Source organism: Cupriavidus pauculus (assembly GCF_008693385.1).
Taxonomy (GTDB): domain Bacteria; phylum Pseudomonadota; class Gammaproteobacteria; order Burkholderiales; family Burkholderiaceae; genus Cupriavidus; species Cupriavidus pauculus_D.
Window position 1 is genome coordinate 1,792,974 of the sequence record NZ_CP044067.1, and the last position, 26,563, is coordinate 1,819,536.

Genomic DNA, 26,563 nt, shown 5'->3' on the forward strand with positions numbered 1-26,563 from the left:
TTCTTGACTATTCATTCCAAAATAAGTACAACGTCGACATGGCTAGACCCAAGGCATTCGACAAGGACCGCGCGCTGGACGCCGCCATCGGCGTATTCCGGCTACATGGCTTCGAAGGCACCTCTACGGAGATGCTGACCCAGGCCATGGGGATCGGCAGGCAGAGCCTGTACGACACCTACGGCGACAAGTGGCAATTGTATTGCCTTGCCGTGGAACGTTACGCCTCGAACGAAGCGAGCGCTCACCTTTCAGCACTCCGCGGCAAGACGCGGGCCTTCGATGGCATCGCCGCAATGATTGCCCGCGTCATCGCGGAAGCGGACCATGCCTGCCTCGGGGTCCACTCGATCTGCGAGTTCGGACACAGCCAGCCGGATCTGTCGGCGATCCATGCGCGCGCGCACCACGCGCTCACGTCGGCGATCGCCGCGCGCGCGGCCGAGGCCCAGTCCGACGGCGAGATCGCGGCGGCGCTGACGCCCGAGGCCGTGGCCACGCATGTCATGGCCAGCTTCGCGGCAATCCGCATCGCCGCACGGGGCGGTGCGGACGCGGCGCAGCTCGACGTCATCGGGTCGATGACCCTGCGCGCCTTGCGCTGATTTTTTTGCCCAGTTTTGGAATGATCATTCAAGAAAGGAGAAACCGATGAAGGTCATCGCAATGCAACGCCCGGGCGGGGCGGACGTACTCCAGCTCGATACGCTGCCCGATCCGGTGGCCGGCCAGGGCGAGGTGCTCGTCGACGTGGCTGCGGCCGGCGTCAATTTCATGGATATCGGCGTGCGCGGCGGCGAATTCTGGAAGGAGTATGCGTACCCGAAGCGCCTCGGCGTCGAAGGCGCAGGCCGTGTGGCCGCCCTCGGCCCCGGCGTCACGGACCTCGCCGTCGGGCAGCGCGTGGCGTGGGTCTACGTGCCCGGGAGCTACGCCGACCGCATCGTCGCGCCGGCTTCGGCGCTAGTCCCGATTCCCGACGATATCGACGATCGCACGGCGGCCGCCCTGATGATGCAGGGCATCACCGCCAGCCACTTTGCCACCGACTTCTATCCAGTACAGCCCGGCGACGTCGCACTGGTCCACGCGGCGGCGGGCGGCGTCGGCCAACTGCTCTCGCAGATCATTCGCCTGCGCGGCGGCAGCGTCATCGGCCGCGTTTCGTCGGCGGATAAAGTCGGCGCGGCCAAAGCCGCAGGCGCGGCACACGTGATCGTCGATACCACCGGCCAGTTCGCGGACGAGGTCCTCCGGCTCACGGACGGCGAGGGCGTGCACGCGGTGTTCGACGGCTCGGGTCCCACGACCTTCAAGGACTCGGTGGCCTCGCTGCGCCGTTCGGGCACGTTCTGCTGGTACGGTCCGGTACTCGGCGGCCCCGGCCCGATCGACATCATGAGCCTGCCGCGCAGCATCAAGATCGGCTATGCGGTCTTCTTCGACCACATCCACACGCCTGCACTGCTGCGCGAGAGAACGAACCGCCTGTTCGACTGGATCCGCAAGGGTCAGTTGCGCGTGAACATCGGCGGCGTATATCCGCTGGCGGAAGCCGGCAGGGCCCACGCGGACATGGAAAGCCGCACCACCACGGGCAAGTTGCTGCTGGTGCCGTGACGGCTGCGGCTGGATCGCGGCGCGGAGATCAGAACGGCTTGGTCGGCAAGTACTTGCCGTCGAGCGTGATCACCGCGCGGTGGCCGCCTTCCGGGTCTTCCACTTTCTTGATATCGAGCTTGAAGTTGATCGCGCTGATAATGCCGTCGCCGAACTTCTCGTGCACGAGCACCTTCAGCGTGGAGCCGTAGACCTGCACCATCTCGTAGAAGCGATAGATGGTCGGATCGGTCGGCACGCCGCCCGGAATGCTGCCGCGGACCGGGATGGTCTGTAGCAGGCGGATGGCGTCGTCATCGAGTTCCAGCCGCGCGGCGACGATCTTCGCGACATCGGCCGGCAGCGGATGCTGGCCCAGCAGCGCGGCGGTCACGAACGCGAGGCTCAGGCCCGTGCCTTCGTTGATCTGCTCGAACGTCAGGCCCTTGCGGTCCTTGGCGTCGATGATGACGTCCGTCAGGTTCTGGCGGGTGGTCTGGGTGACTTGCGATTGCGGCGATTGCGGCATGAACGGCTCCTTGGCAGGTAGGAAGACAATGACGCGCCGGCGGTGGGTCCGCGTTGGCGAGTCCGGTCGGGGTTGCAGGGACTAACGGGGGGTGATACGGGCCGCGGCCACCGTGCGGTGGTCGGCGAGGGAGACAAACTGCTCGGTCACGCCGTCGAACGCATCGACCGATCCGGTGCCGATGTCGTAGACCCAGCCGTGGATCGTCAGGCGGCCTTCTCCAAGCGCCTTCGCCACGGACGGATGCGTCCTCAGGTTGGCGATCTGTGCCTTCACGTTCTCGCGCACCATGCCATCGACGCGCGCCTTGTCGTCGGCATGCTCGCGCGAGGCATTGATGGCCTTGGCGGCATCGGCATGGCGCAGCCAGCCGGCTACCTGCGGCATATGGTCGAGACACGTGCACTTGGCCACCGCGGTCATCGCGCCGCAGTCCGAGTGTCCGCAAATCACGATATCGCTCACGCCCAGTCCGACCACCGCATACTCGACGCTCGCCGAGACACCGCCGGGCTGCACGCCGTACGACGGCACGATATTGCCGGCATTGCGGATCACGAACAGGTCGCCTGGCTCGCGCTGGGTCAAGAGTTCGGGCACCACGCGGCTGTCCGAACAGGCAATGAACAGGGTCGGCGGCTTCTGGGTCGTGGCCAGGCGCTTGAACAGTTCGGACCGCTTCGGAAACTCTTCGCGCTGAAACTTCAGGAAACCGTCGATCAGGTCTTGCATGGCTCGCTCCATCGGGACGTCGCTAATTCGTGTCGCTAATTCGTTGATGCAAGCATCGTGCTTCAGAGCCATAACGTCCAAGACCAGTTTATTATGTTTTCGATTGGAAATACCAATAACGAATGGTCCGATGCTGCTGCGACATATCCGCTACTTCCTGGCCGTCGCCGAGACGGGCAACTTCACGCGTGCGGCGGAGATCGTGCACGTGTCCCAGCCGACGCTTTCCCAGCAGATCCGGCAGCTCGAGGACGCGCTCGGCGCCCAGCTGTTCGATCGCACCGGCCGGACCACGCGCCTGACCGACGCCGGCGAGGCCTATCTGGTGCACGCGCGCCGCGCCATCCAGGACCTCGAGGCCGGCCGCCGCGCGATCCATGACGTGGGCGAACTCACGCGTGGCAACCTGCGGCTCGGCATGACGCCGACGTTCACGCCCTACCTGTTCAGCCAGCTGATCGTGGCGTTCAACGCCCGCTATCCCAATATCGCGCTCAACGTCCGCGAGATGCCGCAGGAGCGCGTGGAACCGCTGCTTGCCGACGACGCAATCGACCTCGGCATCGCGTTCGACGATATCCATCTGCCCGAGGTGGAAGCGCTGTCGCTGTTCGAGGAGCCGCTGTCGCTGATGGTCGGCATCCAGCATCCGCATGCGCGCCGGCGCACGGCGCTGACTGCCGCGGATCTGGAGAAAGAGTCGATGGCGCTGCTGACGCGGGAATTTGCGACACGCGGCTATATCGAGCGATATTTCGCGCCGCTCGGCATCGTGCCGAAGATCATGATCGAAGTGAATTCGGTGGCCGGCGTCATCGAAGCGGTGCGCAGTGGCCGGTTTGCCACGGTGCTGCCCTCGGCGATCGCCGACGTGCACGACGATCTCAAGATCCTGAAGCTGGAGGTCCCGCTGGCACCACGGCGCGCCGCCGTCCTGCAGCGCAAGGGCGCTTATCAGACGGCGGCGGCACGGGCGTTTATCGCGTTTGCGATGGAAGGTCTTGGAACGATGCTTCCGTCTGCTGCTGCGACGCAGAAACGCGGCGCGGGTAGTGCTCCGTGAAGCGGACAGCCGCGCAGATGGCCGCCACGGTCAGCAGCGCACCGGCACCGGGTCGCGTCCGCATCAGCAGGTCGGCACCGATCAGTGCCACGAAGGCCAGTGCCCAGGCACCCGAGATCACGTAGTTCGTGCGCACGAAAGCCGGGTGGCTCCACAGCGATGGCGCCACACGTTCCCGCGCATACTGCATCGTGAACGGGATGCCGATTGCCATCGAGGCCAGCACGACGCCGAGCAGGCCCGCATCGACCACGAGCCGCACCTGCGCGATATTCCATGCCGGCTGGTCGCGCCATGCGTAGAGGGCGAGCGCGCCAAAGAGGATCACGGTACCGATCTCGAGCACCTTCACCGAGCGGCCGCTCGCGGCGTCGCGGACCACGAGTGCCAGCGCCATGACCGCGCCGGCGGTCAGCCCGGCAAGGATGCCGAACAGATGCTCGACGATCGCGAAGGCAAGAAAGGGGGAAAAACCCAGCAGGATGTTCATGTTCGGCTCCGTTGTTCGATTGCGCTTTGCTGTATTGCGCGTTTGCGATGAACCTATCGTACGTAGCGACAATGAGCCGAAAATGAGCCAACAAAAAGAGCGCCCGAAGGCGCTCTCGTCGCGTTCCAGGGGCGTCGGCTATTGCTGCTGCGTGCCAAGCGACCGGTTGATCCGCAGCGCCAGCAGCGTGCACACCACGCCCGACAGCAGATACACGCTGACGGCCACCAGCCCGAAGCGCGCCGACAGTCCCAGCGCGACCAGCGGCGCGAAGGCCGCCCCGAACAGCCAGCCGAAGTCCGTCGTCAGCGCCGCGCCCGTATAGCGGTAGCGCCGTTCGAAGTTCGAGGTCACGACGCCCGCCGCCTGCCCGTAGGACAGGCCCAGCAGCGCGAACCCGATCAGGATGAACAGATCCTGCCCGGTCGCGCCGCCATCGAGCAGCCATGGCGCGAACAGGCTGAAGACGCCGATCAGCAGCGCCATCGCGCCCAGCATCGAGCGCCGGCCCACGCGGTCGGCGATCCACCCCGACGACACGGTCGTGACGATCGCGATCGCCGCGCCGACGATCTGGATCGCCAGCACGTCCGACAGCTCCTGCGTCTTGTGCAACTGGACCCACGACAATGGGAACACCGTCACGAGGTGGAACAGCGCGTAGCTGGCCAGCGCCGCGAACGCGCCCAGGAAGATATTGCCGGCCTGGGCCTGCATGATCTCCACGGTGGTGATCGGCTCGAGTTCCACCTCGTCCAGCAGACGGGTGTACTCGTGCGTGACCACCAGGCGCAGCCGCGCGAACAGCGCCACCACGTTGATGGCAAAGGCCACATAGAACGGATAGCGCCAGCCCCAGTCCAGGAACTCGGCCTGGCTCAGGCTCGCATGGAGGAACAGGAACAGCGCGCCCGCCACGATAAAGCCGGTCGGCGCGCCAAGCTGACCCAGCATCGCGTACCAGCCGCGCTTCTCGGGCGGCGTGTTGAGCGCGAGCAGCGACGGCAGTCCATCCCACGACCCGCCGAACGCCACGCCCTGCAGGAAGCGAAACACGGACAGCAGCACAATCGACGTCGTCCCCAGCGTCGCGTACGTCGGCAGGAAGGCGATGCCCACCGTGGCGGTGCCAAGCAGGAACAGCGACGCCGTCAGCTTGGTGCCGCGCCCCCATCGCCGCTGGATACGCATGAACAGCGATGTTCCAAACGGGCGTCCGATAAACGCGAACGAGAACACCGTGAACGCCAGCAGGAGCCCCTCGAGTTCGCCCGCGAACGGAAAGTAGACCGACGGAAAGACCAGCACCGACGCGATGCCGTACGTAAAGAAGTCGAAATACTCGGAAGCGCGCCCGATCACGACGCCGGTGGCGATCTCGGCCGGCGCGATCTGCGCGTGCCCTGGCGCGGGAGGTGCAGCCGGCGACTCGCGATGCTGATGGGTCAGACTCGACATCGTGGCTCCTAGTCAACAAATTTTTGTGAGATGCGGCGTACTGCATTCACAAGAATAGCGCCTAAACTCCAAGAAAACCCGAAACGTTTTACGGCATGAGATTCGGGCGGATGTATTCAACACATCACTTCTTCGAATATGGGACGCTCAGAACAGGCGGTGCGATCACATTTCGGGGTGCGAGGGGTAACAAGACTCGTCACCGTGTCCGGCCTGCTCATGGGCCTTGCAGGATGCAATGCAGTGCTGCTTTCGCCATCTGGAGATCTGGCGGTCAAACAGCGCGACCTGATCATCATCGCCACGTGCCTGATGCTGCTGATCATCATCCCGGTGATCACGATGACGCTGGTCTTCGCCTTCCGCTATCGGGAGGGCAATAGCGAGGCGACGTACAACCCCGACTGGGATCACTCCACGACCCTCGAACTCGGTATCTGGGCCGCGCCGCTGCTCATCATCATCGCGCTGGGCGCCGTGACGTGGGTGAGTACCCACCAGCTCGATCCGTATCGTCCGCTCACGCACCTCGACGATCGCCGTCCGATTCCGGCCGGCACCAAGCCGCTGACGGTCGAGGTCGTCGCGCTCGACTGGAAATGGCTGTTCCTGTATCCCGAGCAAGGCATTGCGACGGTCAACGAACTCGCCGCGCCCGTCGATCAGCCCATCCGCTTCAAGATCACCTCCAGCGCGGTCATGAACTCGTTCTTCATCCCGGCGCTGGCTGGGCAGGTCTATGCCATGCCGGGCATGGAGACCAAGCTCCACGCCGTGATCAACCGCGCCGGCGTCTATGACGGCTTCTCGGCCAACTACAGCGGCGCCGGCTTCTCGCAGATGCGGTTCAAGTTCCACGGACTCACGAACGAGGAATTCCAGCAGTGGGTCGCCAAAGCCAAGTCGGATGGAAACCAGCTGTCGCGCGATGCCTACGTCAAGCTGGCCAAACCCAGCGAGGCCGAACCCGTGCAGCACTTCGCCAGCGTGGCGCCGGGGCTGTACGACGCGATCCTGAACCGTTGCGTGGAGGGCGGCACCTGCCGTGCCGACGTCATGGCGCTCGATGCCACGCGCGGCAAGTTCGATCCGTCCGCCTACGTCTGCACCGCGAGCAACACGATCGGGGTCGATGCGCCCACGGTCTCCGGTGACGCCGTGGCCGACGCGATCGGCAATCGCCGCCTGGTTCGCTGACACGCTTCTCGACAACTTCTGTTGGCCCTCACGGCCTTTGGTGATCAACATGCCCGAGCGTTCCGAACTCGCCACGCAGATTTTCGGCCGGCTTTCGTGGGAAGCCATTCCGTATCACGAGCCGATCCTGCTCATCACCTTCATCGTCGTCGCGCTCGGCGGGCTCGCCCTCGTCGGGGCGCTCACGTACTTCCGCGTCTGGGGCTATCTCTGGCACGAGTGGTTCACGAGCATCGACCACAAGAAGATCGGCATCATGTACGTGATCCTCGGCGTGATCATGCTGTTGCGCGGCTTTGCCGACGCCGTGATGATGCGGCTTCAGCAGGCCATCGCGTTCGGCGACAACCTTGGCTACCTGCCGCCACACCACTACGACCAGATCTTTACCGCGCACGGCGTGATCATGATCTTCTTCGTGGCGATGCCGCTCGTCACGGGGCTCATGAACTTCGTGGTGCCGCTGCAGATCGGCGCGCGCGACGTCGCCTTTCCGTTCCTCAACAACTTCAGCTTCTGGATGACCACGGGCGGCGCCATCCTCGTGATGATGTCGCTGTTCGTCGGCGAGTTCGCCAAGACGGGATGGCTGGCCTATCCACCGCTCTCCGGCATCATTCATAGCCCCGACGTTGGCGTCGATTACTACATATGGGCGTTACAGGTCGCGGGGGTCGGGACATTGCTGTCGGGTATCAATCTGCTGGTGACGATCATCAAGATGCGCGCGCCTGGCATGAGCCTGATGCGCATGCCCATCTTCACGTGGACCTCGCTGTGCACGAACGTGCTGATCATCGCGGCATTCCCGGTGCTGACCGCCGCCCTGACGCTGCTGGCGCTCGACCGGTACGTCGGTACCAACTTCTTCACCGTCGATAACGGCGGCAGCGCGATGATGTACGTGAACCTGATCTGGATCTGGGGGCACCCCGAGGTCTACATCCTCGTGCTGCCCGTATTCGGTGTGTTCTCGGAAGTCGTCGCCACGTTCTGCCGCAAGCGCCTGTTCGGCTATGCGTCGATGGTCTATGCGACGGTCGTGATCACGGTGCTCTCGTACCTCGTCTGGCTGCACCACTTCTTCACGATGGGATCGGGCGCGAGTGTGAACTCGTTCTTTGGCATCACGACCATGATCATCTCGATCCCCACCGGGGCGAAGGTGTTCAACTGGCTGTTCACGATGTACCACGGGCGCATCCGCTTCGAGGTGCCGATGCTGTGGACCGTCGGCTTCATGGTCACGTTCGTCATCGGCGGCATGACCGGCGTGCTGCTCGCGGTGCCGCCCGCCGACTTCTCGCTCCACAACAGCCTGTTCCTGATCGCCCACTTCCACAACGTGATCATCGGCGGCGTGCTGTTCGGGCTCATGGCCGGTATCACGTACTGGTTCCCGAAGGCCTTCGGCTACCGCCTGGATCCGTTCTGGGGCAAGTGCTCGTTCTGGTTCTGGCTCGTCGGCTTCTACTTCGCGTTCATGCCGCTGTACTGGCTGGGCCTGCTCGGCGTGACCCGCCGCATGAACCATTTCGACGATCCGTCGCTGCAGATCTGGTTCCAGCTGGCCGCGTTCGGCGCGTTCCTGATCGCGCTCGGCATCGGCAGCTTCCTGATCCAGCTGTTCGTGAGCTTCCGCAACCGCGAAGCGCTGCGCGACACCACGGGCGATCCGTGGAATGGCCGCACGCTCGAATGGTCGACGTCCTCGCCGCCGCCGCAGTACAACTTCGCGTTCACGCCCATCGTGCATGACGCCGATGCGTGGTGGCAGATGAAGCAGCACGGCTACAAGCGGCCACTCGAAGGCTTTATTCCGATCCATATGCCGAAGAACACCGCCGCGGGCATCGTCCTCGCCGCGCTGAGCTCCATCTGCGCGTTCGGCCTGATCTGGCATATCTGGTGGCTCGTGATCGTCTCCTTCGTCGCCACGATCGGCGGCGCGATTTATCACACCTTCAACTACAAGCGCGACTACTACATTCCGGCCGACGACGTGGTCCGGACCGAAGCCGCGCGCACTCAACTGCTAGGCAGCCATGGCTGATACGACGATCCCCCTCGCCGGCGGCGCGGCAGCGCCCGAAGATGGCTCGCGGCAGGAGCCGCTGCAGTTCTACATCAAGGTGGAGCACCATCCCGCGCAGGGCACGCTGCTCGGGTTCTGGTTCTACCTGATGAGCGACTGCCTGATCTTTGCCTGCCTGTTCGCCGCGTATGGCGTGCTCGGGCGCGAATACGCGGGCGGGCCCACGGGCGCCGAGCTGTTCGACCTGCCGCTGGTCGCGCTCAATACGACGTTCCTGCTGCTCTCGTCCATCACGTACGGCTTTGCGATGCTCGAGATGCAGAAGAAGAACCTGCGCGGCACGCAGATATGGCTCGCGATCACCGGGCTCTTCGGCGTGGCGTTCCTCTCGGTGGAGCTCTACGAGTTCGCGCATCTGATCAGCGAAGGCGCCGGCCCGCAGCGCAGCGCGTTCCTGACCTCGTTCTTCGCGCTGGTCAGCACGCACGGGCTGCACGTGACGTTCGGCATCATCTGGCTGATCACACTGATGTTCCAGCTCGGCAAGCATGGCCTGATCACGGCCAATCGCCGCCGGTTGCTGTGCCTGTCGATGTTCTGGCACTTTCTGGACGTCGTGTGGATCGGCGTCTTCACCTTCGTCTATCTGATGGGAGTCCTGCCATGAGCGCGCATGACGAGGCAATGGGCCACGGCCATGACGACGATCACGGCCACGACGAACTGGCGGGCGCCGCGCATTCGACGATGAGCGGCTATGTGACGGGTTTCGTGCTGTCGGTGGTGCTGACGGCGATTCCGTTCTGGCTCGTGATGGGGAAGGTGTTCGACAAGTCGTCGACGACGGCGCTGGTGCTGCTCGGCCTGGGCGCGGTGCAGATCGTCGTTCACATGATCTACTTCCTGCACATGAACGCGCGCTCGGAAAACGGCTGGACGCTGCTCGCGCTGATCTTCACGCTCGTGCTCGTGGTCATCACGCTGTCGGGCACGCTCTGGGTCATGTTCCACCTGAACACGAACATGATGCCCAATATGCAGAACGTCCAGCTGCCGGAGGGTGGCACGATCGTGCCACCCAAGTCCCCCTAAGCTGCGAGGCGGAAGATCGCCACGGCTTCCTTGAGCCGCTGGGCCTGCTCCTCGAGCGAGCCCGCGGCAGCCGCGGCCTGCTCGACGAGCGCCGCGTTCTGCTGCGTCACGGTGTCCATCTGCGTCACCGCCTGGTTCACCTGCTCGATACCCGCGCTCTGTTCGGCCGATGCCGCGCTGATCTCGCCCATGATGTCCGTCACGCGCTTCACGGCGCTGACGATCTGCTCCATGGTCTGACCCGCTTCCGAGACCAGCTCCGAGCCACGCTCGACGCGCTCGGCCGAATCACCGATCAGCGACTTGATCTCCTTGGCCGCCGTCGCGCTGCGCTGCGCGAGACTGCGCACCTCGCCGGCCACCACGGCAAACCCACGGCCCTGCTCGCCGGCGCGCGCCGCTTCCACGGCCGCGTTCAGCGCGAGAATGTTGGTCTGGAACGCAATGCCTTCGATCACCGCGATGATATCGACCACCTTGCGCGACGCGCCGCTGATCTCTTCCATCGTGTTGACCACCTGGCCCACCACCTCGCCGCCCTTGATCGCGACGTCCGAGGCATTGACGGCCAGCGAGCTCGCCTGACGCGCGTTGTCCGCGTTCTGGCGGACGATGCCCGTGAGCTCTTCCATGCTCGATGCGGTTTCCTCGAGCGACGACGCCTGTTCCTCGGTACGCTGCGACAGATCGGTGTTGCCCACGGCAATCTGGCTCGTGCCGGTGGCGATCGCTTCGGTGCCATGGCGCACTTCCTGCACGATGCCGAGGATGTTCTCGTTCATCTCGCGCAGCGCCTCGAGCAACTGACCGGTCTCGTCGGTGCTGTCTACGTCGATACGGCTGGTCAGGTCGCCCGATGCCACGGTGCGCGCGATATGCACCGCACGGTGCAGCGGACGCGTGATACCGATGGTGAGCCAGAACGCGAAGCCGGCACCGATGACCAGCATTACCGCGCCGAGCGCGATCATGCGATTGCGGGCAGCAAGATAGGTCTCGTTGATTTCCTTCGCGGTATCGTCGATCGACGCACGCTGGATATCGAGCAGCTTCTGGATCTCGGCAAGGTAGGCATCGCCGGCCGGCACGAACTCGGTCTCCAGCACCTTGTTCGCCTCTTCGGTCTGGCCGTCCTTCTTGAAGCGCGCGATCTTGTCGCGCGACTCGTTGTACGGGTTGCGCACCTGCAGGATCTTCTGGAACGCGGCCTTTTCGGCATCGGAGACCAGCATCGGCTCGATCTTGTCGCGCATCGCGGCGATCGTGTCGGCAGACCACTTGGTCTCCTTCGCGAAGAAGGCACCCAGCGTCGGGTCGGCACTCTTGGCGGTCGCCGTCGTGCGGCGCACGCTCGCGTACATCAGCCGGTACCAGTCGCTGACGATACGTTCCTTGGCCAGCGGCTCCTGCATCATGGCGTGCGTGTGGCTCGCCACGTCCTGCAGACGCGACATGCCATAAACGGTCATGAGTAGGGACAGAAACAACACGACGCCAAAGCCTATGCCAAGGCGGGCGCCAATACCGAGGTTTTTCATTTCGTCTGCCTGATGAGTGCCATTGGGCGAACTATCGGCAGGGGAGAGGATTTTCTTGAATGCCTAATCCAGCACCCGCACGCGGCGCTGTCCGCCCTGCGCGGGCAATTCGATGGCCACGCCGCCCGCGGTGCGAGCCCCATGGCCGGTCAGCGCGCCGATCACGACCTGATGCGTGACCATCAGATAAGGGCCGCCTTTCGGGTCGAGGCCATCGATCAGGCGTGAAAGCCTTTCGGTCTGCGCGGTGCGGGTCGCGTCGTCGGCCTCGAAGAACGAGTTGAGCAACGGCTCGACGCGCACAGGACCGAAGTTCATCAGGCGGGCGGTTTCCTGACACCGGCACCACGCGCTGCTCATCACGCGCGTGGGCCGGAAACCGGCGGTCTTCCACGCAGCGCCGAGGTCCATGGCCTGCTGCCGGCCGGCGGCGTCGAGATTGCGCTGCGTGGCGCAGTCGCCGAGGCGGAAGCCCGGCGGATCGCTGAGCCCGGGCGCGCTCGCATGGCGCACGATGACGACCACGTTCGGGCGCTGTAACTCGCCCGGTGTCACCGACGGTTGCGCCGCGCCAGGCATGGGCGCCATCAGTGACAGCAAAGCGGGAAACAACGCAGGAAAGAGACGTGCCATCGTGGACTCCGGCAACGAGCAAGTCTTTCCAACATAGCACGCCGATGGGGGCACGCGTGCGGGGCCGACATGCGAGGCGACCGAGGCTAGCTGTCGGCGACTGCCTGCGCGTCCCGCGCGGGCACCACGGAATGCCCCATCGCGCTGAACACGTACGGGACGAGCGCGATCACGACAATGGCTGCGGCGGTACCGAAGATCACGCCATAGGTCAGCGCATTCGGCCACAGGCGGTCATGGCCGATATTGGCGATCACGCCGAAGCCCCACGACGTCAGCGCGGAACCGAGAAACACGAACGAGTTGAGCACGCCCAGCCCGCGCCCACGCTTGGCCGGCGGCAGCAGGCTGCGGCCCTGCGCCATCACGAGCGGATGGAGCATGCCGATCGTCGTCAGCAGACCCATGCACGCGACGCTCTGCACCACACCATGGCCGGGCCAGATCGCCAGCGCCACCGCGCCGCAGGTCGAGAAGCACGCCCAGCCGAGAATCGTCCGCTTGAGCGTCGTGCGCCGGACGAGCACAGGCAACAGGAATGCGGTGGCAAATCCGGTCAGGCTCAGCAACGTCAGCGCGATACCACGCGTGCCGGCGGCGAGTCCGTACACATTGGCCAGATACGGCCCGCTCCACGCATTGCGAAACGCGGTGCCGGCCGCCATCGCGACGCATAGCGGAATCAGCAGCCACAGCGCGCGCATGCCGAGCAGGCGCGCGCTGTCGATCAGCATGCCGCCCATCGGCGCGTGCCGGGCGTCCGCGTGGCCCGTATCGCGCACGTGGCGCCAGACGCCATAGCATGCCAGCACCATGCACACCGCGGAGATCGCCATCGCGTAACGCCAGCCGATCCATTGGGACATCCAGCCCAGCGGCGCCGTGGCACACAGCGCGCCGATCATGCCCATGGCATTCGAGCGGCTGACCTCGCGCATATAACGCTTCTCGTCGAGATGCTCGGAAGCGAAGTGCATCAGGCCCATGAACACCGGCGCGCACGCGAGGCCGAGCCCAGCCTGCGCGACCATGGCCGCGCCGCCGCTCGGCGCCACCACGAACATGATGGACGAGACGGCCCCGACGCCCAGCAGCAGCGCGGTGGGACGGCCTACGCCATAACGGTCGAATGCCAGCCCCACAGGAATCTGCGCGGCGGCGAACGCCAGGAAGAAGCAAGACGACAGCGCGCCGAATCCCGCCGGCGACAGCGAAAAATCGTGCTGCAGTTCGGGCGCGATAACCGCCAGACAACTGCGATAGAACTGGCTCAGCACGAACGCGAAGGTCAGGAGGGCGATACCGCGATTGGCATCGATGGCCCCGGCGATGGCGACACCGGAGGCGCGGGCGTGGGCGTCGGCGACCGCAGGCGTTGGGGGACGCTGCGCGGTCCGATCGCTGGCCGAATTGTTCAACTTGCACTCTCTTGTCAAAATCCCACCACTGCAGCGATTCAGTTGTTCTGCAGGGCAGGCGCGAATTCTGGGTTCGCGAATGGAGCGTCAATTCTACCCGTGCCACGGCGCGAAAATTGTCCATGGCATCGGTCAATGATTACGTCGAGACGCGCTTCCAGTGATCGGCACCGTCGTCTTCGTCGGCAACCAGTACGATGGCCTGCCGGCAACGTTCGCATTGGTAGAGGTGGGCGCTTCCCTGCGATGCCGTCGGCAGCGTGGCCGATTTCACAAGGTGCGCATGGGGCGGAACATGGCCGGGGCGGCCAATGAGCCGCATGCAAAGTTCGCACGGATTCTTGGGCATGACTGCACTCCACTGCCTGGTACGGCACAAATTGCTGCGCCGCAACACAATTCCAGTATAGAAGCCGCCGCTTTCGAATCAAATGTCGCCCTGCAAAAAAGAACGCCCGCGTGAAGAGGGCGTTCGATCGTGGAGACCTTGTCGGTCTCAGCTGCCGATGCCCAGCAGTTCCACTTCGAAGTTCAGCGTCGCATTGGGCGGAATCGCGCCCGGCACGCCGCGTGCGCCGTAAGCGGTCGAGGCCGGGCAGGTCAGCTTGGCCTTGCCGCCCACCTGCATCTTCTGCACGCCTTCGGTCCAGCACGGGATGACGCGGTTGAGCGGGAACGAAATCGGCTGGCCGCGCTTGTACGAGCTGTCGAATTCGGTGCCGTCGGTAAGCGTGCCGCGGTAGTGGACCTTCACGGTATCCGTGGCCTTCGGCGATGCGCCCGTGCCCTTGGTCAGATGCTGGATCGTCATGCCGGAAGGCAGCGTCTCGGGCGCGGATTGCTGAGCGTGCGCCGCGCCGGCAACGGCCAGAGCCGCGATAAGGAACGAGAGTTTCTTCATGGATGGCTTCGGTGTCGAGTCGAAGTTGGGGGAAAACACGAGTGTACCCCGTTCGCACATGCCGTCCGCGGCGCTTGGCTTCGGGGGCGGGTATCGTTAGGATTTGCGTTCCGCCCCTTCAACGTCTCCTTTCACAGGACTTTTCCGATTTATGGAGCCACGCCACGCAGAGCTGACCAAGGCGCTCATTCAGGACATCACCAGCGGCGTCTACCCGGTCGGTTCGAGCCTGCCCGGCGAGCTCGAACTCGCAGACAAGTACGGCGTCAGCCGGGGCACCGTGCGCGTTGCACTGACGCGCATCCAGGAACTCGGCATGGTTTCGCGCAAGAAACGCGCGGGAACACGCGTCGAGGCGTCCGCGCCGCAGTCGGGCGAGTACATGCCGCGCCTCTCGTCGATCGAGGAACTCGTGCAATACGGCGCGGCCACCGCGCGCAGGATCCACGGCGCACGCGAGGTCGTCATGGATGTCGAGATGGCCGCGCATCTGGGCTGTCCGCCCGGCTCGCGCTGGCTGCACATTCCCACGTCGCGCACCAATCCCGCTGCACCCGATCATCCGGTCGCGTGGTCCGACGTGTACGTGACGGCCGACGACGGCGCGAAGATCAAGAGCAAGCTCAAGACGTCGGAGGGCCTGATCTGCGAGCTCGTCGGCCAGACGTCGGGACGCGTCGTGAAGGAAATCCACCAGACCGTGCGCGCGATCGGCATCCCCGCGGCAATGGCGCAGACGCTCGGGACCGCGCCCGGTGCCCACGCCCTCGAGTTCGTGCGGCGGTACTACGATCAGTCGGACCGGCTGTTCGAAGTGGTGGTCAGCGTGCATCCTGCCGACCGGTTCTCGTATTCCACGGTGCTCCAGCGGCAGGCGGTCTGAACGGGCCTTCCGCGCGGCGTCGCTTTATGCGAATATGTTCAAACATATTCCGCTAGAGAATGCCGGAGCGCCCCGCATGACCGTCGTCTATCAGGAAGACATCGCCGACAGCGTCGCCGATGCGCTGCAGTTCATCAGCTACTACCACCCCGCCGATTTCGTCGAGGCATTGCGCCGCGCATGGGAGGCGGAGCCGCCAGGCGCCGCGCGCAGCGCGCTGACGCAGTTGCTCGTGAACAGCCGCATGGCCGCGCGCGGTCACCGGCCGCTGTGCCAGGACACGGGCGTTGCGCAGGTTTTCCTGAGCGTCGGCATGGACGTACGCCTCGCCACGCGCGACGGCAGCGCCCTGCGCAGCCTTCAGGACGTCGTCAATGACGGTGTGCGGCGCGCCTATACGCTGCCCGCGAACCCGCTGCGCGCGACGATGGTCGCGTCGCCACTCGGCGCCCGCCGCAATACGGGCGACAACACGCCCGGCTTCGTCGACGTCGAACTCGTGCCCGGCAATACCGTCGAGATGATCGTGGTGGCCAAGGGCGGCGGCGGCGACGTGAAGGCGAAGTTCACCACGCTCAATCCGAGCGACTCGCTCGTCGACTGGATTCTCGATGCCGTGCCGCAGATGGGCGCGGGCTGGTGTCCGCCCGGTGTGCTCGGCGTGGGCATCGGCGGCACGCCCGAACAGGCGATGCGCGCGGCCAAGCGATCGCTGTTCGCGCCGATCGACATCCAGACCGTGCGCGCGCGCGGCGCGAACGATGACGTCGAGGCGCTTCGGCTGGCGTTGCATGACCGCATCAACGCGCTCGGCATCGGCGCACAAGGCCTGGGCGGGCTGACCACCGTGCTCGACGTCAAGGTCGGCGCGCTGCCGAGCCATGCGGCCGCGTTGCCCGTTGCCCTGATTCCGAACTGCGCGGCCACGCGCTTCGTGCGGTGCACGCTCGACGGCAACGGGCCCGCGACATTCACGCCGCCGGACCCGTCGCTCTGGCGCGATATCCCCGATGCGATGCCCGAAGAGGCCGATGCCCTGACGGTGGACCTCGATACGCTGACGGCGGACACCGTCGCGCAATGGAAGGTGGGCCAGACGCTGCGCCTGCGCGGCCGCCTGCTGACCGCGCGCGATGCTGCCCACAAGCGTCTGATGGCGATGCTCGATGCGGGCGAACCGCTACCGGTGCCGCTGCGCGACCGAACGATCTATTACGTAGGGCCGGTCGATCCCGTCGGCGATGAGGCCGTGGGTCCGGCCGGACCTACCACCGCCACGCGCATGGACAAGTTCCTGCCGCGCCTGCTGGCCGAAACCGGCCTGCGCGTGATGGTCGGCAAGGCCGAGCGCGGGCCGGCGGCGATCGATGCGATACGCGACAACGGTGCCGCGTACCTGACCGCCGTCGGCGGTGCCGCCTATCTGATCTCTCGCGCGATCCGCAAATCCCGCGTCGTGGCTTTCCCCGACCTTGGCATGGAGGCCATGTACGAGTTCGAGGTCGAGGACATGCCGGTCACCGTGGCCGTCGATGCGCGCGGACGATCGATCCACACCGTCTTCCAGCGCTAGGCGCTCCGGCGGGGCTCACTCAAGCGCGGCACGCGGGTCGTGCCGCGCGAGCCGGCGCAGCAGATGATCGACCTCCGCACGCGCGGTGGCCGACATCACGGCGGCAGGCTTGCGTTGCGCGGCCGACGTCAGCAGCCCGCGCCGCATCATCACGTACTTGCGAACCGCCAGTCCCGCGCCGGGCTGCTGCTCGTAGCGAAGCAGCGGCAGGTGCGCATCGAACAGATCGTGCGCGGCCTCGCGCTCGCCCGCCGCGTTCAGGCGCACGACGTCGCACAGCATGTCGGGGAAGCAGTAGCCCGTGTTCGCGCCGTCCGCGCCGCGCTCCACCTCGTAATCGAGAAAGAGGCCGTTGTTGCCGCACAGGATCGAGATATGGCGCATCGAGCCATCCTTCTCGAAGCCACGCAGCGTCGAGATCTTTTCAAGCCCGGGCCAGTCTTCGTGCTTGAGCATCGCGCACGACGGCAGCTCGGTCACGATTCGGCGAATGACGCCCGGCGTCATTTGCACCGAGAACGTCAGCGGATAGTCCTGAATGACGAACGGCACGTCGTCGCCGATCGCCTCCACGGCCTGCCGGTAGTAGCCGACGATCTGGTCGTCGGTGCGCAGCGTGTTGGGCGGAGCGATCATCACGCCCGCGGCGCCACGGTCCATGACTTCACGCGTCAGTGCGCGCATGGCCGCGAAGCCGGGCGCGGACACGCCCACGACCACCGGCAGCTTGCCCGCGCGCTGGATCATGCGTGCCGCCACATCGACCGATTCCGCATGCTCGAGTTTCGGGGCCTCGCCCAGCTGGCCGAGCACTGTGATGCCGGTGGACCCGCATTCGAGATAGAAATCGGTGAGCCGGTCGATCGAGGCGGTGTCGATGCTGCCGTCGTCGAGAAACGGTGTCGGGGCGATCGGGAAGACGCCCTTGGCGTCGGGGGTCAGCGGCATGATGTCTCCTGAAGTCGTGATGCGATACGTGATGCAATGGATATCGCCATGAAACTTGTTAGCATGGCGGCATGGATGTCCGATTCCTGCAAAGCTTCGTCACGGTCGTCGATGTGGGCTCCCTCGCGGAGGCCGCGCGCCGGCTCGACCTCACGCCCGCCGCCATCGCCGCGCGCCTGCATGCGCTCGAGGAAGAGCTCGGCGTGCCGCTCGTGCGACGCGCGGGCCGATCCGTCGTCCCCACGGAAGCGGGCATCCGCATTCTCGATCGTGCGCGCCAGGTCATCCGCGATATCCGCGACATGGGTTCGGTCGCCACCGGCGATGCCTCGCTCGGCGAGTTCCGCCTCGGCTCGTTCGTCACGGCGATGGGCAGCATCGTACCGCCGTTGCTCGGACAACTCTATCGCCGTCATCCCAATGTGAACCTGTTCGTCAAACCCGGGCGTTCGATCGAGCTCTGCGAAAGCCTGACGCGTGGCGAGCTCGACGCCGCGATCGTCGTCGAGCCGCAGTTCGCGGTGGCCAAGGGTTACCAGTGGGCCGAGTTCATGGCCGAACCGCTCGTGGTGGTGGCGCCTGCCGCCATGGCCGGACGCGACCCGCACGAACTGCTCGCGAACGAGCCGTTTATCCGCTACGACCGCTCGGTCCTCGGCGGCCAGCTCGCGGACCGGTACCTGCGCGATCATGGCATTCGCCCGCGGCAGCGGCTCGAGGTGGATGGCCTGATGGTGATCGCCGCGCTCGTGGGCGAAGGCCTCGGCGTGGCGCTCGTGCCCGACTGGCGGCCGATGTGGGAAAGCGGGCTCGCCATCGCGCGCTGCCCGCTGCCCGACCGCGCGCCAGTCCGGCGCGTGGGCCTGATCTGGTCGACGCAGGGACCGCGCGCATCGCTCGCCGAGGCGTTGCTCGACGAGGCGCGCGCGCTGTTCGATGCTCACTCGGGCGTCTTGCCGCGTGCCTCGGGCAGGCGCAGGAAGTCGAAGTCCACGCCCTGATCGGCCTGCGTCACCGTCTGCAGGAACAGCTTCAGATATCCGCGCGAAGCGCTCGGCTCCACCACCGGCGATGCGTCGCGCCGGCGTTGCAATTCCTCGTCCGGGACCAGCAGGCTCAGCTCGCGCCGGCTCACGCTCAGGCGGATGCGGTCGCCGGTGCGCACCAGCGCCAGCGGCCCGCCGACCGCCGCTTCCGGCGTGACGTGCAGCACCACCGTGCCGAACGCGGTGCCGCTCATGCGGCCATCGGAGATCCGCACCATGTCCTTCACACCCATGCGCGCAAGCTTGCGCGGAATCGGAATGTAGCCGGCCTCCGGCATGCCGGGCGCGCCCTTCGGTCCGATATTGCGCAGCACGAGGATATCGTCGGCGTTCACGTCGAGGTCGTCGAGGTCGATACGCTCGACCAGATCCTGCGAATTCTCGAACACGACCACGCGGCCTTCATGCTCCATCAGCTTCGCATCGGCCGCGGACTGCTTGATGATCGCGCCGCCCGGCGCGAGGTTGCCGTTGAGCACCGCGATGCCGCCCTGCGGATAGATCGGATTCTGGATCGAGCGCACCACGTCCTGCTTGAACGGCTCTCCCGCCGCGTCGATCTCTTCGCCGAGCGTGCGGCCCGTGACCGTCAGCGCATCCAGGCGCAGCAGCGGCTTCAGTTCGCGCAGCAGCGTGGCCATGCCGCCGGCCTTGTGGAAGTCTTCCATGTAGTGCTGGCCGGTCGGCTTCAGGTCGAGCAGCACCGGCGTCTCGCGGCCCATGCGGTCCAGTGCCTGCATGTCGATATCGAGCCCCATGCGGCCCGCGATCGCGGCCAGGTGCACGATGCCGTTGGTGGAGCCGCCGATCGACAGCAGCACGCGCATCGCGTTCTCGAACGCGGCCGGCGTGAGGATGCGATCGATCGTCAGGCGTTCCTTCGCCATCTCCACCGCGCGCGCGCCAGTCAGCTCCGCCATGCGGATGCGGTCCGCGGTCACGGCGGGCGGCGTCGCGGAGCCGGGCAGGCTCATGCCCATGGCCTCGGCAAGACAGGCCATCGTGCTGGCCGTGCCCATCACCGAGCAGGTGCCCACGCTCGCGACCAGCTGGTTGTTGACCTCGCCGGTTTCCTGCTCGTCGATCTCGCCCGCGCGGAACTTGCCCCAGTAGCGGCGGCAGTCCGTGCACGCGCCCACGCGTTCGCTGCGGTGCGAGCCTGTCAGCATCGCGCCCGTCACGAGCTGGATCGCCGGCACGCCGGCGGACGCCGCGCCCATCAGCTGCGCGGGCACGGTCTTGTCGCAGCCGCCGATCAGCACCACCGCGTCCATCGGCTGGGCGCGGATCATCTCCTCCGTGTCCATCGACATCAGGTTACGCAGGTACATGCTCGTCGGCGCGGCAAAGCTTTCGTGCACCGAGATCGTCGGAAACGGCATCGGCAACCCGCCCGCGAGCATGATGCCGCGCTTTACCGCGTCGATCAGCTGGGGCATGTTGCCGTGACACGGATTGTAGGCACTGCCCGTGTCGGCGATGCCGATCACGGGCCGGTCCAGCGCGCTGTCCGTATAGCCCGAGCCCTTGATAAAGGCCTTGCGCAGGAACAGCGAGAAGCCCAGGTCGCCGTAGTTGGTCAGCCCCTTGCGCAGGCCGCTGGCATTGCCGACAGGCTGGCCTTGCTGGGCGTTGTCTTTCGTGGGGTCCTTCGGTTTCTGGGTCATGATTGTGTTCAGGCTTTCTTCAACAGAATATTTCGATCGATCCCGTTCGCTCGATCAGCTATCGGACTTGATCTGCGCGTCCGTGATCACCTTCTCCCAGCGGCTGACTTCGGTACGCAGCCGCTCGGCGGACTTGTCGGGCGAGGTCGGCGCGGCGGCGTACACACCCTGCTTCAGGAACTGCTCCTTGACCTCCGGATTGTCGAGCATCTTCGCGATCGCCGCGTTCAGGCGCTCGACGATCGCCGCGGGCGTGCCGGCCGGCGCGAGCACGCCGAAGGTCGAGGCGACTTCCAGCTGCGGCATGCCGGCTTCCGTGGCGGACGGCACGTCGGGCAGCATCGAGATGCGCTTGGGAGCCGCCACCGCGAGCGCGCGCAGCTGGCCGGCCTTGATAAACGGCTGCGCGGCGGGCACGGTCTCCACCATCATGTTGACCTGGCCGGCCACGAGATCGGTCATTGCCGGGCCGCTGCCCTTGTACGGCACGTGCACCATGTCGATGCCGGCTTCCTTCTTGAACAGTTCGGCCGCCATGCGCTGCGGCGCGCCCGCGCCCGACGAGGCGTAGTTGAGCTTGCCGGGATTGGCCTTGCCGTACTGGATCAGTTCCGGCAGCGTATTCACGGGCAGCTTCGGATTGACCACGACGACCAGCGGTACCGAGCCCACCACCATCACCGGCGCGAAATCCTTGATCAGGTCGTAACGGAGCTTGCCCTTCTCGAGCGTCGCCATCGTCGAATGCGAGGTCAGCGCGCCCATCAGCAGCGTGTAGCCGTCCGGCGCGGACTTGGCCACCACTTCGGCACCGATATTCCCGCCGGCGCCGCCGCGGTTGTCCACCACCACCTGCTGCCCCAGCGCTTCGCCGAGCTTTTGCGCGATGATGCGGCCGATCACATCGGTCGCGCCGCCCGGCGGGTACGGTACGACGAGCCGGATCGGCTTGTCGGGATAGGCGGCGAACGCGGGAATGGCGTAGGGGAGCGTCAGCAGAACGCATAGCGTCGCGCGCAGCGCGTGGCGCCGGCTATTGTGGGTGGTCATCGGTCGTCTCCTGAATATTTTTTATAAGGGAGCACGCCTGCACGATGCCTTGCGGACCCAGCCCGCACGCGCTGCCCGGCCACAAGTCTCGCCCTGCCGGGAAGAAGAAAAAAGCGACTATGAGACTGATTAACCAAAAAATTTTTTTGGTTTAAACATAGCTGTTCCGCGATGAGACAAATCTCATTACTCTATCTGCGGCAGGACCTGTTTGCGCCAGATCAAATGCACGACGAATAGCCCATGACGCGCCGCGGCGATGGTGGAAAAATGCGGCGCATTGCAAACCTTGAAGAAGAGGAGAAGTCGTGGATATTCAGCAATGGAGCATGATCGGGGGCGTCGCCGTAGCGACGGGAACGGCCATCTTTGGTGGGGTGACGTTCTTCGCGGGGATGATGGACAAGCGGTTGAGTTTCTTCGCAGACATGGTGGACAAGCGGTTCGACTTGCTGGTCAATGCCATGAATCGTGGCTTCGAGCAGATCGACAAGCGCTTCGAGCAAGTGGACAAACGCTTCGAGCAAGTAGACAAGCGCTTCGAGCAAGTGGACAGGCGCTTCGAGGAGGTAGACAAGCACCTCAATCGCCTGGAGGCCCGGGTGGACCGTTTGGACGTACGTCTGGAGCGGGTAGAACGCCAGGTCCAAAGCATCGACACCCGCCTGGCCCGCGTGGAAATGCGCTTCGGCGATCAGCCACCCGCCATGGATCCCCGCGGCGGCGCCTGCTAAGCTCAATGCCTGACCTTCGTCCCCTGACCCCACCCCGGAGAGACCCGCCATGTCACAACGCATCACCATCACCACCCCCGACGGCAGCTTCGCCGCCTACCTCGCCACCCCGGATCCGGCCAATGCCAGAGGCACGGCCATCGTGGTGATTCAGGAGATCTTCGGGATCAATGCGGACATGCGCGAGACCTGCGACAACTTTGCCCGCGACGGCTTCGTCGCGATCTGTCCGGATCTGTACTGGCGCCTGGAGCCGAACGTCGAGCTGACCGATAAGACCAAGGAAGAGTGGGACAAGGCGTTCGCGCTGCTCAACGCGTTCGATATCGACAAGGGCGTCGAAGATATCGCCGCCACCATCGCCTACACGCGCAAGCTACCGGGCGTGACCGGCGGGGTCGGTACCGTCGGCTTCTGTCTCGGTGGCTTGCTGGCCTTCCTGACGGCTACGCGTACCGACACGGATAGCGCGGTGTCGTATTACGGCGTGAATCTCGACAAGTTCCTCGGGGAGGCGGGCAAGATCAAGAGCCCGCTGCTCATGCATATCGCCGAGGAGGACGAATTCGTGCCGGCCGAGGCCCGCGCGAAGATCATCGAAGCGCTCAAGGACAACAAGCACGTCGAGATCCACACCTATCCGGGCTGCCAGCACGCCTTTGCGCGCAATAACGGCATTCACTATGTCGATGCGGCGGCCAAGGCCGCCAACGCCCGCACGCTCAAGGCGTTCCAGGCGTTGTAAGGGCCGCGGCGCCGTTCGGAGCGGCGTCGTTCAGGGCGCGATCATTCGGTGGCGCCCTGCGTCTGCAACGCGCGACGACGCTTGCGCGCATCCATCATGCCGCCGAAGACCGGCCACACGAGCACGACGATCGCCAGGCCCATGATCGTGCCAACGAGTCCATTGGACCAGAACACATCCATCTGCCCTTGCGACATCAGCATCGTCTGGCGGAACGCGTCTTCCGCGCGATCGCCGAGCACCAGCGCGAGCACGAGCGGGGCCAGCGGATAGTCGAGCTTCTTCAGGATGTAGCCGACGACGCCAAAGATCAGCATGAGCCAGACGTCGAACATCGCGTTGTGCACGGTGAATGCGCCGATCGCGCAGACCACGAGGATCAGCGGCGCGATGATCGCGAACGGAATGCGCAGGATGGCGGCGAACAGCGGCACCGTGGACAGCACCACGATCAGCCCCGCGAGGTTGCCCAGATACATGCTCGCGATCAGGCCCCACACGAACGTCTTCTGCTCCGCGAACAGCAGCGGCCCCGGCTGCAGGCCCCAGATCATGAGACCGCCCAGCAGCACCGCGGCCGTCGCCGACCCCGGGATGCCGAGCGCGAGCATCGGCAGCAAGGCGCTCGTGCCGGCCGCGTGCGCGGCGCACTCGGGGGCGATCACGCCCTCGATATTGCCGCGTCCGAACGTCTCGCGATTGCGCGCGAAGCGCTTGGCCACGCCATAGCCCATGAACGATGCGGCCGTGGCGCCGCCGGGCGTCACGCCGAGCCAGCAGCCGATGACCGACGAGCGGATCAGCGTCATCCAGTAGCGCGGCAATTCCGCCCAGGTCTTGAGCACGACCTTGAGATCGATGTTCGCGCGCTTGCCGCGGAAGGCAATGCCCTCTTCCATCGTCATCAGGATCTCGCTGATCCCGAACAGGCCGATTACCACGACAAGGAAGTCGAACCCGCGCAGCAGTTCGGTGGAGCCGTATGTCATGCGCAGCGTGCCGGACACGGTATCCATGCCGACGGCGGCGAGCGCGAAGCCGATGCACATTGCAATGACGATCTTGGCCTTCGCTTCCTTGCCCATGCCGATAAAACTGCAGAACGTCAGGAAGTACACCGCAAAAAATTCCGGTGGTCCGAATCGCAATGCGAATTTGGCCACCAGCGGCGCAAGGAACGTAATGAGCAATACGCCCGCCAGCGCGCCGAGAAACGAGCCCGTGAACGCGGACGTCAGCGCGCGTCCCGCCTCGCCCTGCTGCGCCATCGGATAGCCGTCGAACGTGGTGGCGACCGACCACGCCTCGCCAGGGATATTGAACAGGATCGAGGTAATCGCGCCGCCGAACAATGCGCCCCAGTAGATGCAGGAGAGCATGATGATCGCCGAAGTCGGCTCCATCGAGAACGTCAGCGGTAACAGGATCGCCACGCCGTTGGGACCGCCCAGTCCCGGCAGCACGCCCACCACGATGCCGAGCAGGATGCCCGCGAGCATCAGCGCCACGTTGTGCCACGACATCGCGACCGCGAAGCCGCCCATCAATGCATTGAGTTCATCCATCGCGGCCTCCTCAGAACCCGAGGGCCGCTTCGAGCGGCCCCTTCGGCAGCGGCACGCGGAACTGCATCTCGAAGATCCAGAACAGGGCCACGTTGACCAGCACGCCGGTGGCAATCGAGCGCCACCACGAGAATTTGCCGAGCAGGATCATGAAGCCGATCACGAACAGCGCGGACGCGACATAGATGCCGAGAAAGCTGATGACCGCCACATAGACCGTCAGGGGCACGAGAATCACCGCGACCTGCTTCAGTTGCGGCCACGTGACGAAGGTCTCCCCAGGTTCCATGCGCCATGCGTGCCAGAGCACGAACAGGCAGGCGAGGAAAATGATGGCGCCGATGCGCAACGGGAAATAGCCCGCCTCGGGGCCGTCCGGCGCCCAGCCGGCGCCAATGCTGTAATTGCTGACCATCACCACCACGGCGCCCGCCGCGATCAGCAGCGCCGCGGCGATCTCCGCCGTCCGTACCGTGATCGCCGCCGGTGCCGCGGCCTCCTGTGGATGCTCGCCCATGATCGGGTCTCCTGAATGCCATCGGAAATCCCCTCGCCCGTTGCAGGCGAGGGACACAGCCATCGCTCGTCAGCGCGCGGCGGCAACGAAGCCGGCGGCCTTGATGATGTCCTTGTGGCGGTTCTCGTCGGCGACGAGGAAGTCCGTGAGCTTCTGGCCTACCAGGAAGTCGTTCTTGAGCGCGTTCTTCTCGAGGTACTCCTTCCACTCTGGCGTGGCCACGACCTTCTGCATCAGATCCACGTAGAACTTCTGCTGGTCGGGCGTGACGCCGCCGGGCAGCATGAACACGCGCAGCATCTCGTACTCGACATCGAGGCCCGCTTCCTTGCACGTGGGAATGTCACCCCAGCTCTGCGTGCCCGTGATCTTGGCCGAATACTGCATGCGCGCGGGCGCGAACACGCACAGCGCGCGATGCTCGCCGGCGCGCCATTGCCCGATCGATTCGGAGGGATTGTTGACGTTGGAGTCGATATGCTTGCCCGACAACTGCGTGGCCGCCTCGCCGCCGCCCTTGTACGGGATGTAGATGAAGCGCACGCCGGCCTTGCGTTCCATCTGCGCGGTGATGATCTGGTCCTCGCGCTTGGAGCTCGTGCCGCCCATCTTGAGCTTGCCCGGATTTTCCTTGGCCTTGGCCAGATAGTCGGCCGGCGTCTTGTATGGGTCCTGCGAATTGGTCCACAGCACGAACTCGTCCTGCGCCACCATGGCCACCGGCGTCAGGTCTCGCCAGTTGAACGGCAACTGGCTGATCATCGGTACCGTGTAGAGCGCCGACGACGTGACCAGCAGCTTGTGCGGATCGCCCTTGGACGCCTTGGTGTCCATCAGCCCTTCCGCGCCGCTCGCGCCGGCCTTGTTGACGACGATGATCGGCTGGTTCATCAGCTTGTGCTTGGCGATGATGCCCTGGATCGAGCGCGCCATCTGGTCGGACGCGCCGCCCGCGCTGAACGGCACCACCATCTCCACCGGCTTGGTGGGCTCCCAGGCGAACGCCGGGGCCGCCATGCCACCTAGCAGCGACGCGCACGCCAGCGCGCGAACCGTTTGCCGCAACTTGCCCTGCAACCTTCCTTGCAACATCATGGCTTGTCTCCTTTGATGGAAACCGTGCGGTCTGATGCCGCATCGGTTCTTGTTG

At 65.2% G+C, this 26,563-nt stretch carries 27 protein-coding genes; 12 read left to right on the forward strand and 15 right to left on the reverse strand.

From position 1 onward, the window contains the following. The first annotated feature begins 38 nt into the window (after positions 1 to 38). Complete coding sequence (locus FOB72_RS26360) at positions 39 to 605, forward strand: TetR/AcrR family transcriptional regulator (RefSeq protein WP_150375781.1); 567 nt, start codon at positions 39 to 41, stop codon at positions 603 to 605. A 46-nt stretch (positions 606 to 651) separates the two neighbouring features. Further along, positions 652 to 1,620 carry a quinone oxidoreductase family protein gene (locus FOB72_RS26365; protein WP_150375783.1) on the forward strand — a complete coding sequence of 323 codons (969 nt, stop codon included), beginning with the start codon at positions 652 to 654 and terminating at the stop codon, positions 1,618 to 1,620. A 28-nt stretch (positions 1,621 to 1,648) separates the two neighbouring features. On the opposite strand, the gene cynS is transcribed toward FOB72_RS26365, so the two are convergent. Both cynS and FOB72_RS26375 read right to left on the reverse strand, forming a co-directional pair. Next, entirely contained in the window at positions 1,649 to 2,128 is a 480-nt protein-coding gene (cynS, locus tag FOB72_RS26370; RefSeq protein WP_150375785.1) for a cyanase, read from the reverse strand. Between the two features lie 81 nt (positions 2,129 to 2,209). Continuing rightward, complete coding sequence (locus tag FOB72_RS26375; protein WP_150375787.1) at positions 2,210 to 2,860, reverse strand: carbonic anhydrase; 651 nt, start codon at positions 2,858 to 2,860, stop codon at positions 2,210 to 2,212. Between the two features lie 130 nt (positions 2,861 to 2,990). Here FOB72_RS26375 and cynR point away from each other — a divergent pair, with 130 nt between their 5' ends. Then, the gene (gene cynR / locus FOB72_RS26380; protein ID WP_150375789.1) at positions 2,991 to 3,923 is read left to right on the forward strand and encodes a transcriptional regulator CynR; all 933 of its coding nucleotides are present in this window, start codon (positions 2,991 to 2,993) and stop codon (positions 3,921 to 3,923) included. Here the strand turns inward: cynR and FOB72_RS26385 are convergent. Together FOB72_RS26385 and FOB72_RS26390 are read right to left on the reverse strand one after the other, a co-directional pair. Next, complete coding sequence (locus FOB72_RS26385) at positions 3,838 to 4,413, reverse strand: hypothetical protein (protein WP_150375791.1); 576 nt, start codon at positions 4,411 to 4,413, stop codon at positions 3,838 to 3,840. The genes cynR and FOB72_RS26385 overlap by 86 nt on opposite strands. A 138-nt stretch (positions 4,414 to 4,551) precedes the next feature. Next, positions 4,552 to 5,871, reverse strand: a complete 1,320-nt coding sequence (locus FOB72_RS26390; RefSeq protein ID WP_150375793.1) for an MFS transporter — start codon at positions 5,869 to 5,871, stop codon at positions 4,552 to 4,554. A gap of 219 nt (positions 5,872 to 6,090) precedes the next feature. On the opposite strand from FOB72_RS26390, the gene cyoA reads away from it, so the two are divergent. The 4 genes from cyoA to cyoD are packed head-to-tail and all read left to right on the forward strand — an operon-like array spanning position 6,091 to position 10,195. Further along, the gene (cyoA, locus tag FOB72_RS26395; protein ID WP_223851803.1) at positions 6,091 to 7,068 is read left to right on the forward strand and encodes a ubiquinol oxidase subunit II; all 978 of its coding nucleotides are present in this window, start codon (positions 6,091 to 6,093) and stop codon (positions 7,066 to 7,068) included. Between the two features lie 49 nt (positions 7,069 to 7,117). Continuing rightward, a complete protein-coding gene (gene cyoB, locus FOB72_RS26400) occupies positions 7,118 to 9,121 on the forward strand; it encodes a cytochrome o ubiquinol oxidase subunit I (RefSeq protein WP_150375797.1) in 2,004 nt (667 codons plus the stop codon). Further along, a complete protein-coding gene (gene cyoC, locus FOB72_RS26405; protein WP_150375799.1) occupies positions 9,114 to 9,770 on the forward strand; it encodes a cytochrome o ubiquinol oxidase subunit III in 657 nt (218 codons plus the stop codon). The genes cyoB and cyoC overlap by 8 nt, the downstream gene beginning before the upstream one ends. Continuing rightward, complete coding sequence (gene cyoD / locus FOB72_RS26410) at positions 9,767 to 10,195, forward strand: cytochrome o ubiquinol oxidase subunit IV (protein WP_150375801.1); 429 nt, start codon at positions 9,767 to 9,769, stop codon at positions 10,193 to 10,195. Before cyoC ends, cyoD begins: the two co-directional genes overlap by 4 nt. Here the strand turns inward: cyoD and FOB72_RS26415 are convergent. From FOB72_RS26415 to FOB72_RS26435, 5 genes are all read right to left on the reverse strand, one after another. Then, positions 10,192 to 11,733 carry a methyl-accepting chemotaxis protein gene (locus FOB72_RS26415; RefSeq protein ID WP_150375803.1) on the reverse strand — a complete coding sequence of 514 codons (1,542 nt, stop codon included), beginning with the start codon at positions 11,731 to 11,733 and terminating at the stop codon, positions 10,192 to 10,194. The genes cyoD and FOB72_RS26415 overlap by 4 nt on opposite strands. A gap of 63 nt (positions 11,734 to 11,796) precedes the next feature. Beyond that, entirely contained in the window at positions 11,797 to 12,366 is a 570-nt protein-coding gene (locus FOB72_RS26420; protein WP_150375805.1) for a histidine phosphatase family protein, read from the reverse strand. Positions 12,367 to 12,452: 86 nt separating this feature from the next. After that, a complete protein-coding gene (locus tag FOB72_RS26425; protein WP_150377437.1) occupies positions 12,453 to 13,697 on the reverse strand; it encodes an MFS transporter in 1,245 nt (414 codons plus the stop codon). Between the two features lie 226 nt (positions 13,698 to 13,923). Then, positions 13,924 to 14,133: a hypothetical protein gene (locus FOB72_RS26430; protein WP_191002456.1), complete on the reverse strand. Its 210-nt coding sequence runs from the start codon at positions 14,131 to 14,133 to the stop codon at positions 13,924 to 13,926. 147 nt (positions 14,134 to 14,280) lie between these two features. Next, positions 14,281 to 14,685, reverse strand: a complete 405-nt coding sequence (locus FOB72_RS26435; protein WP_150375807.1) for an FKBP-type peptidyl-prolyl cis-trans isomerase — start codon at positions 14,683 to 14,685, stop codon at positions 14,281 to 14,283. Between the two features lie 151 nt (positions 14,686 to 14,836). Here FOB72_RS26435 and FOB72_RS26440 point away from each other — a divergent pair, with 151 nt between their 5' ends. Next, positions 14,837 to 15,568, forward strand: a complete 732-nt coding sequence (locus tag FOB72_RS26440) for a GntR family transcriptional regulator (protein WP_150375809.1) — start codon at positions 14,837 to 14,839, stop codon at positions 15,566 to 15,568. Between the two features lie 76 nt (positions 15,569 to 15,644). Continuing rightward, entirely contained in the window at positions 15,645 to 17,141 is a 1,497-nt protein-coding gene (locus FOB72_RS26445) for a fumarate hydratase (protein WP_150375811.1), read from the forward strand. A 15-nt stretch (positions 17,142 to 17,156) separates the two neighbouring features. Here FOB72_RS26445 and FOB72_RS26450 read toward each other — a convergent pair whose 3' ends face one another. Continuing rightward, a complete protein-coding gene (locus tag FOB72_RS26450) occupies positions 17,157 to 18,089 on the reverse strand; it encodes a dihydrodipicolinate synthase family protein (RefSeq protein WP_150375813.1) in 933 nt (310 codons plus the stop codon). Between the two features lie 71 nt (positions 18,090 to 18,160). On the opposite strand from FOB72_RS26450, the gene FOB72_RS26455 reads away from it, so the two are divergent. Next, the gene (locus FOB72_RS26455) at positions 18,161 to 19,090 is read left to right on the forward strand and encodes a LysR family transcriptional regulator (RefSeq protein WP_150375815.1); all 930 of its coding nucleotides are present in this window, start codon (positions 18,161 to 18,163) and stop codon (positions 19,088 to 19,090) included. Here FOB72_RS26455 and FOB72_RS26460 read toward each other — a convergent pair. Next, entirely contained in the window at positions 19,030 to 20,802 is a 1,773-nt protein-coding gene (locus FOB72_RS26460; protein ID WP_150375817.1) for an IlvD/Edd family dehydratase, read from the reverse strand. The genes FOB72_RS26455 and FOB72_RS26460 overlap by 61 nt on opposite strands. Positions 20,803 to 20,856: 54 nt before the next feature. After that, positions 20,857 to 21,852, reverse strand: a complete 996-nt coding sequence (locus FOB72_RS26465) for a Bug family tripartite tricarboxylate transporter substrate binding protein (protein ID WP_150375819.1) — start codon at positions 21,850 to 21,852, stop codon at positions 20,857 to 20,859. 308 nt (positions 21,853 to 22,160) lie between these two features. On the opposite strand from FOB72_RS26465, the gene FOB72_RS26470 reads away from it, so the two are divergent. Both FOB72_RS26470 and FOB72_RS26475 read left to right on the forward strand, forming a co-directional pair. Beyond that, on the forward strand, positions 22,161 to 22,586 hold the full coding sequence (locus tag FOB72_RS26470; RefSeq protein ID WP_150375821.1) for a hypothetical protein: 426 nt from the start codon (positions 22,161 to 22,163) through the stop codon (positions 22,584 to 22,586). 49 nt (positions 22,587 to 22,635) lie between these two features. Then, positions 22,636 to 23,331 carry a dienelactone hydrolase family protein gene (locus FOB72_RS26475; RefSeq protein ID WP_150375823.1) on the forward strand — a complete coding sequence of 232 codons (696 nt, stop codon included), beginning with the start codon at positions 22,636 to 22,638 and terminating at the stop codon, positions 23,329 to 23,331. A gap of 41 nt (positions 23,332 to 23,372) precedes the next feature. Here the strand turns inward: FOB72_RS26475 and FOB72_RS26480 are convergent, their stop codons facing one another. From FOB72_RS26480 to FOB72_RS26490, 3 genes are all read right to left on the reverse strand, one after another. Next, positions 23,373 to 24,896 (reverse strand): tripartite tricarboxylate transporter permease, encoded by a 1,524-nt coding sequence (locus tag FOB72_RS26480; RefSeq protein WP_150375825.1) that lies wholly within the window; start codon positions 24,894 to 24,896, stop codon positions 23,373 to 23,375. A gap of 10 nt (positions 24,897 to 24,906) precedes the next feature. After that, a complete protein-coding gene (locus tag FOB72_RS26485) occupies positions 24,907 to 25,413 on the reverse strand; it encodes a tripartite tricarboxylate transporter TctB family protein (protein ID WP_150375827.1) in 507 nt (168 codons plus the stop codon). 69 nt (positions 25,414 to 25,482) lie between these two features. Beyond that, on the reverse strand, positions 25,483 to 26,508 hold the full coding sequence (locus FOB72_RS26490) for a Bug family tripartite tricarboxylate transporter substrate binding protein (RefSeq protein ID WP_411859848.1): 1,026 nt from the start codon (positions 26,506 to 26,508) through the stop codon (positions 25,483 to 25,485). Positions 26,509 to 26,563 lie beyond the last annotated feature (55 nt).

Coding starts and splice junctions, on each gene's coding strand:
- FOB72_RS26360 (WP_150375781.1), top strand. CDS start 39: ATGGCTAGACCCAAGGCATTCGACAAGGACCGCGCGCTGGACGCCGCC.
- FOB72_RS26365 (WP_150375783.1), top strand. CDS start 652: ATGAAGGTCATCGCAATGCAACGCCCGGGCGGGGCGGACGTACTCCAG.
- cynS (WP_150375785.1), bottom strand. CDS start 2,128: ATGCCGCAATCGCCGCAATCGCAAGTCACCCAGACCACCCGCCAGAAC.
- FOB72_RS26375 (WP_150375787.1), bottom strand. CDS start 2,860: ATGCAAGACCTGATCGACGGTTTCCTGAAGTTTCAGCGCGAAGAGTTT.
- cynR (WP_150375789.1), top strand. CDS start 2,991: ATGCTGCTGCGACATATCCGCTACTTCCTGGCCGTCGCCGAGACGGGC.
- FOB72_RS26385 (WP_150375791.1), bottom strand. CDS start 4,413: ATGAACATCCTGCTGGGTTTTTCCCCCTTTCTTGCCTTCGCGATCGTC.
- FOB72_RS26390 (WP_150375793.1), bottom strand. CDS start 5,871: ATGTCGAGTCTGACCCATCAGCATCGCGAGTCGCCGGCTGCACCTCCC.
- cyoA (WP_223851803.1), top strand. CDS start 6,091: ATGGGCCTTGCAGGATGCAATGCAGTGCTGCTTTCGCCATCTGGAGAT.
- cyoB (WP_150375797.1), top strand. CDS start 7,118: ATGCCCGAGCGTTCCGAACTCGCCACGCAGATTTTCGGCCGGCTTTCG.
- cyoC (WP_150375799.1), top strand. CDS start 9,114: ATGGCTGATACGACGATCCCCCTCGCCGGCGGCGCGGCAGCGCCCGAA.
- cyoD (WP_150375801.1), top strand. CDS start 9,767: ATGAGCGCGCATGACGAGGCAATGGGCCACGGCCATGACGACGATCAC.
- FOB72_RS26415 (WP_150375803.1), bottom strand. CDS start 11,733: ATGAAAAACCTCGGTATTGGCGCCCGCCTTGGCATAGGCTTTGGCGTC.
- FOB72_RS26420 (WP_150375805.1), bottom strand. CDS start 12,366: ATGGCACGTCTCTTTCCTGCGTTGTTTCCCGCTTTGCTGTCACTGATG.
- FOB72_RS26430 (WP_191002456.1), bottom strand. CDS start 14,133: ATGCCCAAGAATCCGTGCGAACTTTGCATGCGGCTCATTGGCCGCCCC.
- FOB72_RS26435 (WP_150375807.1), bottom strand. CDS start 14,685: ATGAAGAAACTCTCGTTCCTTATCGCGGCTCTGGCCGTTGCCGGCGCG.
- FOB72_RS26440 (WP_150375809.1), top strand. CDS start 14,837: ATGGAGCCACGCCACGCAGAGCTGACCAAGGCGCTCATTCAGGACATC.
- FOB72_RS26445 (WP_150375811.1), top strand. CDS start 15,645: ATGACCGTCGTCTATCAGGAAGACATCGCCGACAGCGTCGCCGATGCG.
- FOB72_RS26450 (WP_150375813.1), bottom strand. CDS start 18,089: ATGCCGCTGACCCCCGACGCCAAGGGCGTCTTCCCGATCGCCCCGACA.
- FOB72_RS26455 (WP_150375815.1), top strand. CDS start 18,161: ATGGATGTCCGATTCCTGCAAAGCTTCGTCACGGTCGTCGATGTGGGC.
- FOB72_RS26460 (WP_150375817.1), bottom strand. CDS start 20,802: ATGACCCAGAAACCGAAGGACCCCACGAAAGACAACGCCCAGCAAGGC.
- FOB72_RS26465 (WP_150375819.1), bottom strand. CDS start 21,852: ATGACCACCCACAATAGCCGGCGCCACGCGCTGCGCGCGACGCTATGC.
- FOB72_RS26475 (WP_150375823.1), top strand. CDS start 22,636: ATGTCACAACGCATCACCATCACCACCCCCGACGGCAGCTTCGCCGCC.
- FOB72_RS26480 (WP_150375825.1), bottom strand. CDS start 24,896: ATGGATGAACTCAATGCATTGATGGGCGGCTTCGCGGTCGCGATGTCG.
- FOB72_RS26485 (WP_150375827.1), bottom strand. CDS start 25,413: ATGGGCGAGCATCCACAGGAGGCCGCGGCACCGGCGGCGATCACGGTA.
- FOB72_RS26490 (WP_411859848.1), bottom strand. CDS start 26,508: ATGATGTTGCAAGGAAGGTTGCAGGGCAAGTTGCGGCAAACGGTTCGC.